The sequence below is a fragment of the Kocuria rhizosphaericola genome (assembly GCF_044462205.1).
In the GTDB taxonomy this organism is placed as follows: domain Bacteria; phylum Actinomycetota; class Actinomycetes; order Actinomycetales; family Micrococcaceae; genus Kocuria; species Kocuria rhizosphaericola.
In genome coordinates this window covers 59,609-75,039 of sequence record NZ_JBISWK010000015.1, presented here as the reverse complement: position 1 = coordinate 75,039, position 15,431 = coordinate 59,609, and the positions used below count along the sequence as shown (strand labels likewise).

Sequence of the window (15,431 nt, the reverse complement as noted above, 5' to 3'; positions counted from 1 at the left end):
GGGAGGGACGGACGAGGCCGAGGTGTCGAGGATGTCGGTGGAACCGCTCAGTTCCCGGCGACCAGGTAGTCGGCGAACTCCTTCTCGAGGGCGCTCTTCGGCTTCGCGCCGATGGCCTTCTTGACCACCTCACCGCCGGAGAAGAGGTAGATGGCCGGGATCGACGTGATGCCGTACTGGGACGCCACGGCGGGGTTCTCGTCGACGTTGAGCTTGACGACCTCGACGGTGTCCGCGTGCTCGGCGGCGATCGCGTCGAGGACCGGGCCGACCATGCGGCAGGGGCCGCACCACTCGGCCCAGAAGTCGACGATCACGGGCTTGTCCGACTCGAGGACCTCGGTCCGGAAGTCGGCGTCGGAAACGCTCTTGGCGGCGCTCATGTTTCTCCTTGTCCGGGCGCCGTGCACGCGGTCGGCGTGCCCGGACCACCCTGGGTGGAACGTGCGGAAGGCGGGACTGTCTCGATTATGACCCATGCCGGTCAGGGCGCCGTCAGGCGCCGCGACCGGGAGGGCTCAGCTGTGCAGGACGGAGCGGTCGTGCAGGGCGGCGAGGTAGTGCTCGGTGTCGACGGCGGCGACGCATCCGGAGCCCGCCGCGGTGATGGCCTGGCGGTAGGTGGCGTCCACCACGTCACCGGCCGCGAAGACCCCCGCGAGGCTCGTGGTGGAGCTGCGGCCGTCCACCGCGATGGTGCCGTCCACGGTGAGCTCCAGCTGGTCCTTGACCAGGCCGGTGCGCGGATCGGAGCCGATGGCGACGAACAGTCCAGTGACGGGCAGCTCCGAGGTCTGCTTGGACTCCGTGTCGCGGACGGTGACGGAACGGACCTTCTCCTCCCCGTTGATGCCCACGACCTCCGCGTTCCACAGGACCTCGATCTTGGGGTCGTCGAAGGCCCGCTGCTGCATGATCTCGGAGGCGCGGAAGCTGTCCCGGCGGTGGATGATCGTGACCTTGGAGGCGAAGCGGGAGAGGAACGTGGCCTCCTCGAGGGCGGAGTCGCCGCCGCCCACCACCGCGATGTGCTGCTCCTTGAAGAAGAAGCCGTCGCAGGTGGCGCACCAGCTCACCCCGTGGCCGGAGAGCCGCTTCTCGTCCGGCAGGCCGAGCTCCCGGTACGCGGAGCCGGTCGCGAGGATCACGGCGTGGGCGCGGTGCACGGAACCGTCCTCGAGGGTCACGGTCTTGATCTCGCCCTCGAGTTCGAGGGCCACGACGTCCTCGTAGCGGATGTCGGCGCCGAAGCGCTCCGCCTGCTGCTGCATGTTGGACATCAGCTCCGGGCCCTGGATGCCGTCGATGAACCCCGGGTAGTTCTCGACCTCGGTCGTGTTCATCAGCTCACCGCCCGCGGTCACGGACCCCGCGAACACGATGGGGTGGAGGTTGGAGCGCGCGGCGTAGACGGCCGCGGTGTACCCGGCGGGGCCGGATCCCACGATGATCACCTCGTGGACGGTCTCGTCGTCCGCGGTGGCCGTCGGTTCGCCGGTGGGAGGGACGAGATTCAGGGCGTTGATCACGGGACCGAAGTCGGGGCTCACTGTTCTGCAGACCTTCCGTACAGGGAGCGGCCGGGCACGCCGACCGCAGGGACCACTGGCACAACGGGGCGCGCGCGGCGGATATTCCGGTGCCGGGCCCGCGCTGCCGGGCCCGGCGGGGGAGCCGAGGCCTCAGTCGAGCTGGATCTCGCCGATCCGCAGGCCGTGGTTGAACCCGGCGATGGGGTTCGTCAGCTGCGGCAGCTGCGTCCAGTTCACGATCACGTACTCGTGCTCCCCGTCCCGGGCCGCCGCCGAGAGCGGAACGGTGATCTCCGGGCCCGTGAAGGATCCGGAGGCCACCTGCTCGGCGCCGTCCAGGCTCGGGGCGTCGTTGACGTACACGTCGAACAGCCCGCCCGAGCCGGCCGACTGGTTGAGCCTCACCGTCTCCACCGGGGCGGGCTCCTCGAGCTGGACCGCCAGGCCCACGCTCGGCGTCTGGTTGCCGAAGTTCTGGTCCGAGAACCCGTAGCTGATCCAGTAGGTGGACGGGTTGCCGTCGATGGTCTGGCCCAGCTGGGCGTCCTGGTCGGCCATGAAGCCCGGGTCGGTGGGCACCACCCGCGTGACGGCCAGGGCCTCCGGCTCGCCGGCCGGGGCCTCCGGCTCGGGGCTCGGCTGCGCCTGCTCCTCGCCGCCCTGCTCCACCGCGGGCGCGCTCACGGCGGGCTCCGGCTCCTCCGCCCCCGCGAAGAGTCCGCCCAGCCGGTCGAAGCTGAAGACCACGGCACCGATCAGGAGGACCAGCAGCAGGATCAGGAGCAGCACCAGGCCGCTGCCGCCCTTCCGGGTCTGCGGCGCCGTGTCCTTCTTCCGAGGAGGCGCGGGCGCGGCGGTCTCCTCCGGCCGGTGGGCCGTGTCCGGGCGCGGCTCGTCGTAGTTGTCGTAGCTGTCGTAGCGGTTGTCGCCGTCGTAGCCGGGGTCGATGTCCGTTCCGGCCGTGCGGACGGCCGAGGCCGCGGTGCCGCTCGCCGCCGCCCGGTCGAAGAGGGTCGACCGGGTCGAGGTCGCGCTGACCCGCACGGGCCGGCCGAGACGGGTGCGCACCGAGGGTGCGGGTGCGGCGTCGTCGTACGAGTCGTCGTCCCGCCACCGGGTGACCTTGGGCTGCGGGGCGGCGCCGCCGAGGTCGTCGGAGGGTTCGGTCGCGACCACGGGCGCCGGGCTGGTGGGGACGGGCTCGTCGTACACGTAGGAGCTGCTGCCGTTGCCGCGCGGGGCCCCGAAGATGTCGTCGCTGAGGGACTCGTCCTCGACCTCGTCCGGCTCCACGAGCAGGGAGTCCAGCATGTCCGCGGCCGGGGTGTGCGAGGTCACGAGGTAGGTGTGCGCCTCCGCCTGGCCCAGGTCCAGGATCTGGAAGGGAGCGCCGATGCTGCCGTTGGCCATGGAGCGGGCGTTCTCCACCAGCAAGGACGTGTGCCGCTCGGCGGGCAGCAGGATCGAGACGCGGCGGCCGAGGATCTGGTCCTGTCCCTCGAGCACGTGGTCGCCCTCGGCGGTGGCCAGCACGTCGGAGACGACCTTGTAGCGGCCGCCGAGGACGGAACCGAGCTTCATCGGTGCGGGCACGTTGGCTCCCTGGGGGTCGGGAATTCGCGGGCGGGGGCCGGAATTCGCGGGCGGGGGTGGCCGGCGGGGCAGAAGGGGTGTTCCTGACCCACGTCACCGACCACTCAGCACTTTACCGGTCCCGGCGCTCCGGGGCGGAGAGCTCCGTCACACGGTCAGCGGCCGAGCCGGGCGAGGACCGGGCGCACGAGGCTGTCGAGCTCCCGGACGCGGCAGAGCTTGAGTGCGCCCAGGTAGGCGATCCCCATGACGGTCCCGCCCGCGGCGACGGTCGCGACCGCGGTCAGCTGGTTGGTCCAGGGGAAGCCGTCGGGGTCGTAGCCGCCGAGCAGGAACAGGGCCACGGCGCCCACCGCGCCGGCGAGCAGGGACGCCGCGAGGATCCGGACGTGGGCGTCCACGATGCGGGCCACGTCGTAGTCCCCGATCCGGCGGACCAGGACCACGTGGTAGAGGAGCGTGCTCAGGATGTTCTGCACCGCGTAGCACCCGGCGACCGCGAAGACGATGAGGTCCGGCGGGACGAAGGACCAGATCAGCAGGGCCGAGGCCACGGTGAAGAGGGCGACGCCGACCTGCACCAGGAACGGGGTCCGGGCGTCCTCCTGGGCGTAGAACGCCCGGCCGAGCATGAAGGAGACCGACATGAAGGGCGCGCCGATCGCGATCACCGTGATCACCTGGCCGATCACGGCCCCCGCGGAGGGCACGCCGCCGCTGAAGAGCATGCCCAGCGGGCCGGCGAAGACCACAAGGGCGACCGTGGCGAAGACCGTGGCCACACCGGTGATGCGCAGGCTCGAGGACAGGGACGAGACCATGCCGGCCCGGTCCCCGTCCGTGGAGGCCGCGGCCATCCGGTTGAACAGCACCGTGGCGATGGACAGCCCGATCACCCCGTGCGGCAGGGAGTACAGCATGGAGGCCTGGTTGAGCGCCGCCACGCCCGCGATCTGCTGCGGCGGGTCCATGGCGAGGTACTCCGGCCGGTAGCCGGTGGGGATCGCGGCGACCTTGGTCAGGGTCAGGAACGCCAGGTTGGCGAGGACCCCGGTGGCGAGGGTCCAGCCCGCCAGCCGTGCCGCGGTGGAGAGCCCGATGCCGCGCCAGCCGAACTTGGGCCGCAGCCCCAGTCCGAGCCGGCGCAGCGGCCAGAGCAGCACGAGGGCCTGGGCGGCGACGCCCACGGTGGCCATGGCCGCGAGCCAGAACGTCTTGGCGGGGGTCCAGTTCTCGAGGGTGTGCGGGTCCTGCTGGTAGGCGCCGAACTGCTGGACGAACACGAGCAGCGCCGCGATGGCCACCACGTTGTTGACCACCGGCGCCCACATGTACCAGCCGAAGGCGCCGCGGGCGTTGAGGACCTGGCCCACCACGGTGTAGAGGCCGTAGAAGAAGATCTGGGGGAAGGTGAACAGCGCGAAGGTCAGGCCGAGGGACAGCTGCGCCTCGCTCCAGTCGGTGCCCATGGTCCGCACGATGGGCCCCGCCAGCAGCACCACGACCGCGGTGACGCCCAGCAGGGCGAGCACGGCGAGGGTGAGCAGGCGGGAGATGTAGTCGGCCCCGCCGTCCTCGGCCGCCTTCGAGGCCTTGATGATCTGGGGCACCAGGACGGCGTTGAAGATGCCGCCCGCCACGAGGACGTAGATCAGGTTGGGCAGGGTGTTCGCCAGCTCGAAGACGTCGGAGACGGTCGTGACCGAGCCGATGGCCACGGTGATGAGGACCACCTTGACGAAGCCCAGTGCACGGGAGACGAGCGTGCCCGAGGCCATGATGGCGCTGGAGGCCGCTCCGGAGCGCCGCGCCGGGGCCGCCTGGGAGCGCGTACCGGCCACCCGGGAGGGCTCCGCGGTCTCAGAGCTGGTGGATGATGTATTCACGGGCGATGTCGGCGATGCGCCGTTCGTTGGGGAAGGACAGCTTCCGGCCGAGGTCGTCGATGTCCACCCAGGCGACGTCCACGGCCTCGTGGTCGGGGTCGTTGTCCGTGGTGAGGTGGCCGCCCGTGGCGCGCAGCAGGAAGTGGTGCACCGTCTTGTGCACGCGGTGGCCGGAGACCGTGAACCAGTAGTCGATGGAGCCCAGCGGGCTCAGCACCTGCCCGGCGATCCCGGTCTCCTCCTCGATCTCGCGGATCGCGGCTTCCTCGTTGGTCTCCTCGCCCTCCGGGTGGCCCTTGGGCAGGCACCACTCGAGGCGTCCGCCCCGGTTGATCCGGGCGATGATGGCCACCGGGTGGGACGGCGTGTCGAGGTCGACGACGATCCCCCCGGCGGAGACTTCCTCGACCGTGGGCAGCGCAGCGGCCGGCGCGGTCGGCCGCTTCTTCGGTGCGCTGGGTACGGGGAAAGCCATGTCTCCTACCTTGCCACAATCGCCTGGGCTCCTGCGGGAGTGTGGGGAGGGCTCCCCGGCCGGTCCCGGCGGGGTCGCCGCGGCCTGGTCCGCGCCCCGGGGTCTGGAACAATGGGCGGCACCATGACGCAGCTCCCCGACGCCCACGCGATCCACCCCGCCGCCCTCGACCTGGGGCGGCGGTTCGCCGCCGCCGGCCACGAGCTCTCCCTCGTGGGCGGTCCCGTCCGGGACCTCTTCCTCGGCCGGCCCGCCCTCGACCTGGACTTCACCACCGACGCGACGCCCAACGAGACGCTCGCCGTGGTCACGGGGTGGGCGGACGCGGTGTGGGAGATCGGCCGCGCCTTCGGGACCATCGGGATGCGCCGGGGCGACGCCCAGCTGGAGGTGACCACCTACCGGGCCGAGGCCTACGACGCCGACTCCCGCAAGCCGCAGGTGGCCTTCGGCGACTCGCTCGAGGACGACCTGTTCCGCCGCGACTTCACCATCAACGCCATGGCGCTGCGGCTGCCCGGCCTGGAGCTCGTGGACCCGCACGGCGGGATCAAGGACCTGCACGCCGGGGCGCTGCGCACCCCGGGCGCCCCGGAGGACTCGTTCTCGGACGACCCCCTGCGCATGATGCGCGCCGCGCGGTTCGCGTCCCAGCTCGACGTGGAGGTGGCGCCCGAGGTGCGCACGGCCATGGCCGGCATGGCGGAGCGGATCGCGATCGTCTCGGCCGAGCGCGTGCGGGACGAGCTCGTCAAGCTGGTCTGCGGGCGCCGGCCCCGCCGCGGCGTCGACCTGCTGGTGAGCACGGGCCTCGCGGAGTTCGTGCTGCCGGAGGTGCCCGCCCTGCAGCTCGAGACGGACGAGCACCACCGGCACAAGGACGTCTACCAGCACTCCCTGACCGTCATGGAGCAGGCCGCGGCCCTGGAGTCGGGTCCGGACGGCCCCGTGCCCGGCCCCGACTTCCCGCTGCGCTTCGCGGCGCTCATGCACGACGTCGGAAAGCCCGCGACCCGGCGCTTCGAGGAGTCCGGCGCGGTGAGCTTCCGGCACCACGAGGTGGTGGGTGCGAAGCTCACCGCCAAGCGAATGCGGGCCCTGCGCTTCGACAACGACTCCATCAGGACGGTGAGCCGGCTGGTGGAGCTGCACATGCGCTTCTACGGCTACGGGGACGCCGAGTGGACCGACTCCGCGGTGCGCCGCTACGTCCGGGACGCGGGGGAGTGCCTCGACCGGCTGCACCGGCTCACCCGGGCGGACGTGACGTCCCGGAACCGGCGGAAGGTGGCCCGCCTGGCCGCCGCGTACGACGACCTCGAGGCGCGGATCGAGGAGCTCTCCGCGCGCGAGGAGCTGGCCGCCGTGCGGCCCGAGCTGGACGGCGAACGGATCATGGCGGTGCTCGGCGTCCCGCCGGGACCCGTGGTGGGGCGGGCGTACAAGTTCCTGCTGGACCTGCGCCTGGACGAGGGGGAGCTGGGGCCGGAGGAGGCCGAGCGGCGGCTGCGGGCCTGGGCGGCGGACGCCCTGTGAGCTCCCGGCCCGGCACGGCCGGGCGGGACGCGGTGCTGCCCGCCGGGCTCTCCGGGGGGCGTCCGGCGGTGCTCCGGGTCGGGCCGTGGGCGCTGGCCGGCCTCGCCCTCTACGCCGCGCTCCTGGCGTACCTGACCAAGCTCCCGTGCCGGCTGGTCACCTGGGAGCAGCCGGAAACCTTCCGGCAGCTCTGCTACTCGGACCTGCCCACCCTGTATGCCTCCCGTGGCATGGCCGAGGGCCGGTTCCCCTACCTGGACGTCTCGGCGCTGCTGGAGTACCCCGTGCTGCAGACCGTGGTGGCGAGTGCCACCGGCGTCCTGGCCCACGCCGTGGACCCGCTCGCCACTGTTCATGTCGGTCAAGGCATGTATTTTGACGTCAATGCGGTGCTTCTCGCGGCCGTCTGGGTGGCCGTCGTGCTGGTCCTCGGCCGGATGGTGGCGCACCCCGGGCACGCGGTGCTGGCCGCCCTGGCGCCCGCCGTGGTGGTCACGGCGTTCATCAACTGGGACCTGTGGCCGGTGCTGTGCACCGTGGCCGCCCTGCTCGCGTTCCGCCGGGGCCGGTGGGGGCTGGGCGGGGTCCTGCTGGGCGTCGGCACCGCGTTCAAGCTCTTCCCGTTCCTGCTCCTCGGAGCGGTCGTGGTGCTGGCCGTCCGGCGCCGCGAGGCGGGGCCCGCGCTGCGGGCGGCCGCCGGCGCGGTGGGGGCCTGGGCGGCCGTCAACCTCCCCTTCGCGCTGCTGGACCCGGGGCAGTGGGGCTGGTTCTGGCGGTTCAGCCAGGACCGCGGCGCGGGCTTCTCCTCCGTGTGGCACTGGTGGAACGACGTCGCGGCTCCGCGGCTGAGCATCCCGCCGCTCTCGGCCGAGGCGATCAACGTCCTGGCCCTCGGCGGCTTCGCCCTCGCCTGCGTCCTGGTCCTGGTGCTGGGGCTCGCGGCGCGCGAGGAGCCGCGGCTGGAGCAGCTCGCCTTCCTGGTGCTGGCGGCGTTCGTGCTGTCCAACAAGGTGTACTCGCCGCAGTTCGTGATCTGGCTCGTGCCCCTCGTGCTCCTGGCCCGGCCCCGGGTCGGGGAGTTCGTGGTGTGGCAGCTCGTGGAGGTCTTCCACTGGGCGGCGGTGTTCAACTGGCTGGGCCACCTCACCAGTGGCGGGGACGGGCTCGCGCTCGCCGAGGACGTCTACTTCACCGCGGTGGCCCTGCACACGCTCGCGGTGGGCTACCTGGTGGTGCGCGTCGCGATGGACGTGCTGCGCGGCCGGAGGGAGAGCCCATGAGCCCGCTGGGCGGCCGGTCCGGGGACGGCCACGGTGCGCTGCTGGTCGGCCTCAGCCTCTACACGGTCATGACGGCGTGGCTGCTGCGGCTGCCCTGCCGGGTGCCCGGGTGGGGCGCGGAGGCGAGCCTCCCGGCGCTGTGCGCCACCGGCCTCGCGCCGGGGGAGCCCGAGGGGGCCGGCGGGTTCTTCACAGGCGGTCCCGCGGGGGACCGGCCCGCCCTGGTCGGGATGATCACCACGGTGGTCGGCCGGCTCGCGGCCCCCCTCACCGCGCCGTCCGGCGCGGGCGCGGACCGGGACGTGTTCACGGACCTCTCGGTGCTGCTGCTGGCCCTGGTGTGGATCGGCACGGTGGCCGTGGTCTCCGGGCTCTCCGGACGGCGCGGGGCGGACGCGTTCGTGCTGGCGCTCGCGCCGGTGGCGGTCCTGGTGGGCTTCAGCACGTGGGACCTGCTGGCCGTGCTGCTCATGATGCTGGCGCTGCTGCTCCACGTCCGGGGCAGCCCGGCGCCGGCGGGGATCGTCCTGGGCCTCGCGGCGTCCGTGGCGCTGTTCCCCCTGGTCGTGCTCCTGGCCGTGCTGCTGCTGGCCGTCCGGTACCGGCAGTTCCGCGACTTCGCGGTGGTCCTGGCCGGGACCGTGCTCACCTGGGCCCTGGTCAACGGGCCGTTCCTGCTCTCGGCACGGGACCGGTGGGCCCGGCAGTACAGCACGCCGGGGGAGGAGCCCGTGGCCGCCTCCTCGCTGTGGGGCGTCTGGGCCCGGGTGGAGCAGGCACGCACGGGTGCGGCCCCCGACCCGGCGGGCGGGGGGCAGTACGTCCTCCTCGCCCTCGTGCTGGGCTTCGTGGCGGTGCTCGTGCTGACCCTGCTCACCCGTCAGGAGCCCAGTGTCGTCCAGATCGCGTTCCTCCTGCTGGCCGTGCTCGTGCTCGCCGGCCCCGGCTACTCGCTCGTCCACGTGCTGTGGCTGGCGCCCCTCGTGGTGCTCAGCCGCCGCAGCTGGCCGGAGTTCGCCGCCTGGCAGCTCGTGGAGGTCCTGTGGTGGACCACCCTGGTCCTGCCCGAGCCGGCGTGGCCGGTGCTGCCGGGGCTCGGTCCGATCGGCTGGGACGCGCAGGACCTGCTCGCCGCGGTGCGCGTGCTGCTCCTCGTGCTCCTCGTGGTCGCCGTCGCGGTCGACGTCCTCCGGGGCGGCCGGGCGGGACGGATCGGGCTCTCCGAGCCCGACTGAGCGCGCCGGCACCGGCTCCGCCGGGAGGGGGAGGCCGCCGGCGCCACGCCCGCACGGGTTCATCCTGCCGGTGGTGCCGTCCCGCACCGGCTCTCCCGTAGGTTGGTCGCGGACGGGAACGACGAGTGCTCGGAAGGAGCGCCGGTGATCGAGATCGAGAACCTGACGAAGACCTACGGCGGCAAGACGGCGGTGGACGACGTCAGCTTCACCGTCCGCCCCGGCAGGGTCACCGGGTTCCTGGGGCCCAACGGGGCCGGCAAGTCGACCACGATGCGCCTCGTCGTCGGCCTGGAGACCGCGACCCGGGGCCGCACGCGCGTCAACGGCAGGCCGTACGCCCAGCACCGGGCGCCGCTCGCGGAGGTCGGGGTGCTGCTGGACGCGAAGGCCGTCCACCCCCGGCGCACCGCCCGCGCGCACCTCTCCGCGCTCGCCGCGACCCACGGCATCCCGAGGTCCCGTGTCCAGGAGGTCGTGGACCTCACCGGTCTCGGGGCCGCGGCCGACAAGCGGGTCGGCGGCTACTCCCTCGGCATGGGCCAGCGCCTCGGCATCGCCGCAGCGCTGCTCGGCGACCCGCACACCGTGGTCCTCGACGAGCCCGTCAACGGCCTGGACCCCGAGGGCGTCGTGTGGGTGCGCCACCTCGCGAAGTACCTCGCCGCCGAGGGCCGCACGGTCTTCCTGTCCTCCCACCTCATGTCGGAGATGGCCCAGACGGCCGACCACCTCGTGGTGATCGGCCGCGGCCGGATCCTCGCGGACGCGCCCATCCAGCAGATCCTCGCCGGCGGCCGCACGCGCACCCGGGTGCGCACCACCGACCGGCCGGCCCTGCGCCGCGCCCTGCAGGGCACGGGCGCCGGCGTCACGGAGTTCGACGACGACGGACTCCTGGTCACGGGCCCGGAGCCGCGACGGATCGCCGAGGCCGCGCTCGCCGACGGAGTGCTCGTGCACGAGCTCACCCCCCTCACGGAGAGCCTCGAGGACGTGTACATGGCCATGACCCAGAACGAGGTCGAGTACCGCTCCGGCGGCGCTCCCGCACCGACCGACCCGGCGCCCTGGGCGGACGCCGACGCACGAATCGGAGACCGAGCATGAGCACCAACACCTCGACCGCCCCGCACCCGAAGACCGGCGCCCCGGGCCGCACCGGGCCGTCCCGCCACGCGTCCCGGGTGCGCCTGAGCTTCGGCCGGGTGCTGCGCTCGGAGTGGATCAAGTTCCGCTCCCTGCGCTCGCACTGGATCCTGCTCGGCATCGCCCTGCTGCTCTCCCTGGGCTTCGCGGCCCTCTCGGCCTCGAGCGCGGTGACCTTCACCGACTTCAACGAGCAGGCCGCCCAGGAGCAGGTCGACGCGATGCTGGACGGCCGGAGCCCGGAGGAGCTCGGGCTCACCGAGGAGGACGTCCAGCAGCAGAAGGACGAGTTCGTCGCCCAGTCCGAGCAGCAGATGACGGAGGGCTCGGGGCTGTCCCTGCCGGACGGCATGGGCTTCGGCGAGTACATGGCCATGTCCAGCGCCAACGGCGGCCTGCAGCTGGTCATGCTGCTCCTGGGCGCGCTCGCCGTGCTGGCCATCGGCTCGGAGTACTCCACCCGCTCCATCCAGACCACCATGACCGCGGTGCCGCGGCGCACGCCGGTGATGCTCGCCAAGACGGTGGTGCTCTCGGCGGTCACGTTCGGGTTCGGCCTGCTGAGCGCCCTGCTGTCGCACCTGCTCGTCCAGCCGATCCTGGCCGGCGGGGACCTGGGGTACGACCTGCTGCAGGAAGCCGTGGTGCTCAACGTCCTGGCGGTGGGCGTCTTCTACATGATCACCTCGTGGCTCGGCTTCGGCCTGGGGGCCCTGCTGAAGTCCACCACCTGGGGCATCGTGGTGCTCGTGGTCCTGCTGATGGTCCTCGAGGTCGTGCTCTTCGCGCTCTCCTTCGAGTGGCTCGACGACGTCAAGCCGTACTCCCCCGCGGCGGCGGGCGCCCAGCTGACGTCGATGTACCAGCCCTCGGAGGCCGCGCTGAACCACGTGGAGTCCGGTCTCATCTACGGCGCCTGGGGGCTGGTGCTCGTGGCGGCCGGGGTCCTGGTCACCAGGAGACGCGCGCTCTAGCGGTCCTCCCGCCGCGGCCGCGGCACCGGCTCTACGATGTGAGCTGGTGGGCCGGGACATGACCCGGACCTCCGGCGCGAGCGCCGGACGGACCGACGGGGATGGGAGCTGCGGTGTCGGTGTCACGGGAGCGGGAGGCCGGCCAGGCCCTCTCCGCGGTCGACGCCCGGGACCTGCGGCGGACGCTGCTGCACTGGCTGACGGTCGTCGTGGTCCTCGTGACCGTGTTCAGCTCCGCGGTCAACTGGGTCTTCGTCGACCGGGAGCCGCAGGACCCGGTGGCGGCGTGGCTCGGAGGGCTCGAGGACGGGAGCTCGCGGCAGTTGCTGTCCCGCACCGAGGACGTCATGGCGGACCCCACGCTGACCATCTTCTCCAACCGCGTGTACCGCAACGCCGCGGGGCGGATCAGCGGCCACGAGATCCTGGGCGTGGACCGCAGCGGGAGCCGCGCGGAGGTGCGGGCGCGCGTGTGGTGGGACGGGCCGGACGGCGCCCGGGACCGGGAGGAGGTGCACGTCTACCCGGTGCACCAGGTGCGGCGGACCGGTCCCTTCAACGACCAGTGGCAGCTGGACTCCCCGGACGCGGCACCCCTCTCGATCCATCTGCCCGCCCCTCTCGACGAGCTCTCCGTCAACGGGGAGAGCGTCCGCCCGGACGCGGACGAGCGGGTGCCCGACCCCCAGGGCCCCGGCGGCACGTGGCGCTTCGAGGCCCTGCCCGGGGACTACGCGATCGGGCTGCCGGGGAACTCCTACTACGCGGTGGACCCGCCCCTCGAGCCGCACACCGTGGCGTTCCGGGATCCGCAGCCGGCCACGGTGGCGCTGCGGATCGAGCCCTCGCCGAGGATGTGGCAGGAGGTCGACGACCGGATCGAGGAGTGGCTGGAGACTTGCATGGCCTCGGAGGAGCTGTCCTCCGAGGAGTGCCCCTCGTCCCGGCGCTACGCGGCGCCGCAGATGCCCCTCGAGCCCTCCGCGGCGGTGTCCGGGGCGCCGGATCCGGAGCTCACCGGCGTCCGGTGGCGGCTGCTCTCCCGGCCCGCCCTGGTCCTCGTCCAGGACCCGGGGGATCCGCTGCGCTGGACGGCGGATCCGTACCGGCCCGCGGTGGCACGGCTGAGCTACGAGGAGGACGGGGAGACGGTCACGGAGCGGATCGAGTTCCCCGTCCGAGCCGCCGTGCGCTCCACGGGGCAGAGCGCGGAGATCAGCGTGGGCCTGGAGCAGCCGTGAGCGGTGCGTCGTCAGCGGGCTCCTTCGTGCGTGCCGGTCCGCGCCGGAGTCCGCCCATCACGCGGTCGGCCAGCATCCAGTAGGCCACTCCCACGAGGAGGGAGGCGAGCACGGCCAGGACCGGGCTCACCGGCACCAGCACGGGGTAGACCAGCCAGTGCGTGAGGTAGGTGTACAGGGACGCGCTCGCGAGCCGGGCCGTCACCCGGCGCAGGCCCACGGGCACCGGCAGGGTGGGCACCCACAGCAGCAGCAGGATCCCGGCGGCCAGGGTGGCCTCGCGGACCGTGCTGTCGAAGTAGCCCGGCACGGACAGCAGGGTGAGCAGGGTGACGAGGGAGCGCTGCAGGGTCGTCCGCGACCGGGCCGCGGCCCAGCCCAGGGCGAAGATCCAGAACACCGGCGCGGGCTTCGGCAGCCCCGGGTCCACGATGTCGTACCGGCTGACCAGCCCGATCGCGAGCAGGGCGAGCGGGAAGAGCCAGGGGGCGGCACGCTCGGCACGGTCGGCCCAGGGCAACGCCATGAGGGCGGTGACGGCCACGAGCACGTAGACGAGCATCTCGACGAACCAGAAGTGCCACTGGGACGTGAGCTCCTGGGGTCCGACGATGCCGTTGAGCAGCAGGACGTTGGCGAACGTGTAGTCGTCGGTGAGCAGATGGGCCACGGCGATGAACGCCACGGAGGGCACCACGATCCGTCCGAGGCTGCGCAGCTGGCGCTTCAGCCGCGGGATCCGCGCCCCCCCGAGCTGGAAGCGGGCGAAGTTGTACCCCGCCACCGCGAAGAGCACGTGGGCGGTCTGGAACGTGAGGAGCTCGACGTGCGTCATCACGATGCACACGATGGCGACCGCCCGGAGCACGATGCCGGTCTCCAGGAACGAGACGAGACCCCGTCCGCGCCGCGCGTCCCGAGGAGCCAGGTCCCGCACGGGCGTGAGGTGCCAGTCCGGCGGGAGGTGCCCGAGGGCCTGCTCCAGCCGGACGGAGGCCGCCACGTAGGACAGCGAGTCCCCCTCCAGCGAGACGAACGTGTCGTCGTCGCCGACGTCGGGACGGTCGAGCACCTCGGCGAAGATCCGTCGGACGTCCTCGGGGCCCTCGGCCAGGCCCGGCACCGCTTCGGCGTCGGCGGCGGGCGGCGCGCCGAGCGCCAGGACCGTCGGATAGTCCACCTTGCCCGTGCCCAGACGGGGAAGCTGCTCGACCGCGTGCAGCTCGACGGCCGGGCGCGGCAGGCCGATGCTCTCGGCCACGACCTTGGCGAGCAGGGACGTGTCCTGCTCCCCCTCGACGGCCACGACCACCCGCTCGTCGGAGCCCGCGGCGGCCGCGTTCACGCCGAGCCCGGCGAGGATCCGCTCGACCTGCCCGAGGTCCACGCGCAGCCCCACGATCTTGACGAACCGGCTGCGCCGCCCCACGACCTCGTAGAGCCCGTCCGGATGGCGGCGGGCGAGGTCCCCGGTGCGCAGCTCCTCGACCGTCCGCCCGGCGGCGAGGTCCTCCGGGCGCTCCGCGTAGCCGAGCATGACGTTGGGCCCGCTGTACACGAGCTCCCCGTCCGGCAGCCCGTCCACGGGATCGATGCGGAACTCCCCGCCCGGGATCGGCACCCCGATCGTCCCGGCGCGCTCCACCGCCAGCTCCGGGGGCAGGTACGCCATCCGGGCGGTGGCCTCCGTGGCCCCGTACATCACGACCAGGTCCCAGCCGCGGCGCCGGCCGCTCCGCGCCCAGTGCTCGACCTTCTCCGGGGCGAGCCGCCCGCCCGCCTGGGTGACGTAGCGCAGGTGCGGCAGATCCATGTCCGCGAACCCGACGCGCTCCAGCAGCTCGAAGGTGTAGGGCACGGCGGCGAAGGACGTGGCGCGGTGGGCCCGGAACAGGTCCCAGAAGCAGGGGTCGACCACCGAGAGGTCCGTCAGCACCAGCCCGGCGCCTCGCGAGAGGTGGCTGTTGAGCACCGACAGCCCGTAGCAGTAGCTCATCGGCAGCGTCGTGGCGGCGCGGTCGTCGGGCCCGATGCCCAGGTACTCGGCGATCGCCTCCGCGTTGGCCGTCAGGTTCTCGTGCGAGAGCCGCACGAGCTTCGGGGAGCCGGTCGAGCCGGACGTGCTCAGCAGCAGGGCGAGGTCCGGGTGCAGCTCGTGCCGCGTGCCCGGGCGCCGCTCCTCGAGGACCGGGGTCCCGTTCCCGGAGCGCAGCACGACGTCGGGGTCGTAGGCCGCCACGAGCGACCGGACGGCGGCCGGCTTGTCCGCCGGGACCAGCAGGAGGGGGTGACCGGCCGTGAGGGCCGCGAGATAGGCCACGAGGGAGTCGACGTCGTTGGACGCGGCGAGCACCGCCAGCCGGCGCTCCGTGCCCAGCCGCGCGGCCACGTCCTCGACGCGTTCGGCCAGCTCCCGGTAGCTCAGGACGTGCTCGTCAGTGAGGACGGCGGGGCGGTCCCCGTGGCGGGCGAGATCGGCGGCGAAGGCGACCCGGGCGAGGTCAGGTTGGAGGCTCACCTGCACCAGGGT

At 73.0% G+C, this 15,431-nt stretch carries 12 protein-coding genes; 6 read left to right on the top strand and 6 right to left on the bottom strand.

The features are described from left to right. Window positions 1–47: 47 nt before the first annotated feature. The 5 genes from trxA to ACH9D2_RS01455 all read right to left on the bottom strand — a co-directional run bounded on the left by trxA (window position 48) and on the right by ACH9D2_RS01455 (window position 5,486). A complete protein-coding gene (gene trxA / locus ACH9D2_RS01475; protein ID WP_396360983.1) occupies window positions 48–383 on the bottom strand; it encodes a thioredoxin in 336 nt (111 codons plus the stop codon). Window positions 384–518: 135 nt separating this feature from the next. Further along, the gene (gene trxB, locus ACH9D2_RS01470; RefSeq protein WP_396360982.1) at window positions 519–1,550 is read right to left on the bottom strand and encodes a thioredoxin-disulfide reductase; all 1,032 of its coding nucleotides are present in this window, start codon (window positions 1,548–1,550) and stop codon (window positions 519–521) included. Between the two features lie 132 nt (window positions 1,551–1,682). Continuing rightward, the gene (locus ACH9D2_RS01465) at window positions 1,683–3,125 is read right to left on the bottom strand and encodes a hypothetical protein (RefSeq protein WP_396360981.1); all 1,443 of its coding nucleotides are present in this window, start codon (window positions 3,123–3,125) and stop codon (window positions 1,683–1,685) included. A gap of 155 nt (window positions 3,126–3,280) precedes the next feature. Next, a complete protein-coding gene (locus ACH9D2_RS01460) occupies window positions 3,281–4,903 on the bottom strand; it encodes a lipid II flippase MurJ (RefSeq protein ID WP_396360985.1) in 1,623 nt (540 codons plus the stop codon). A gap of 82 nt (window positions 4,904–4,985) precedes the next feature. After that, a complete protein-coding gene (locus tag ACH9D2_RS01455) occupies window positions 4,986–5,486 on the bottom strand; it encodes an NUDIX domain-containing protein (RefSeq protein ID WP_396360980.1) in 501 nt (166 codons plus the stop codon). A 123-nt stretch (window positions 5,487–5,609) separates the two neighbouring features. On the opposite strand from ACH9D2_RS01455, the gene ACH9D2_RS01450 reads away from it, so the two are divergent. The 6 genes from ACH9D2_RS01450 (at window position 5,610) to ACH9D2_RS01425 (ending at window position 12,901) form a co-directional block, all read left to right on the top strand. After that, the gene (locus ACH9D2_RS01450; protein ID WP_396360979.1) at window positions 5,610–7,022 is read left to right on the top strand and encodes a CCA tRNA nucleotidyltransferase; all 1,413 of its coding nucleotides are present in this window, start codon (window positions 5,610–5,612) and stop codon (window positions 7,020–7,022) included. Next, complete coding sequence (locus tag ACH9D2_RS01445) at window positions 7,019–8,302, top strand: glycosyltransferase 87 family protein (protein WP_396360978.1); 1,284 nt, start codon at window positions 7,019–7,021, stop codon at window positions 8,300–8,302. Before ACH9D2_RS01450 ends, ACH9D2_RS01445 begins: the two co-directional genes overlap by 4 nt. Beyond that, a complete protein-coding gene (locus tag ACH9D2_RS01440) occupies window positions 8,299–9,537 on the top strand; it encodes a glycosyltransferase 87 family protein (protein ID WP_396360977.1) in 1,239 nt (412 codons plus the stop codon). The genes ACH9D2_RS01445 and ACH9D2_RS01440 overlap by 4 nt, the downstream gene beginning before the upstream one ends. Before the next feature lie 144 nt (window positions 9,538–9,681). Next, on the top strand, window positions 9,682–10,647 hold the full coding sequence (locus tag ACH9D2_RS01435; RefSeq protein ID WP_396360976.1) for an ATP-binding cassette domain-containing protein: 966 nt from the start codon (window positions 9,682–9,684) through the stop codon (window positions 10,645–10,647). After that, complete coding sequence (locus ACH9D2_RS01430; RefSeq protein WP_396360975.1) at window positions 10,644–11,660, top strand: ABC transporter permease subunit; 1,017 nt, start codon at window positions 10,644–10,646, stop codon at window positions 11,658–11,660. Before ACH9D2_RS01435 ends, ACH9D2_RS01430 begins: the two co-directional genes overlap by 4 nt. A gap of 113 nt (window positions 11,661–11,773) precedes the next feature. Next, complete coding sequence (locus tag ACH9D2_RS01425; RefSeq protein WP_396360974.1) at window positions 11,774–12,901, top strand: hypothetical protein; 1,128 nt, start codon at window positions 11,774–11,776, stop codon at window positions 12,899–12,901. Here ACH9D2_RS01425 and ACH9D2_RS01420 read toward each other — a convergent pair. Further along, entirely contained in the window at window positions 12,876–15,419 is a 2,544-nt protein-coding gene (locus tag ACH9D2_RS01420) for an AMP-binding protein (RefSeq protein ID WP_396360973.1), read from the bottom strand. The genes ACH9D2_RS01425 and ACH9D2_RS01420 overlap by 26 nt on opposite strands. Window positions 15,420–15,431 lie beyond the last annotated feature (12 nt).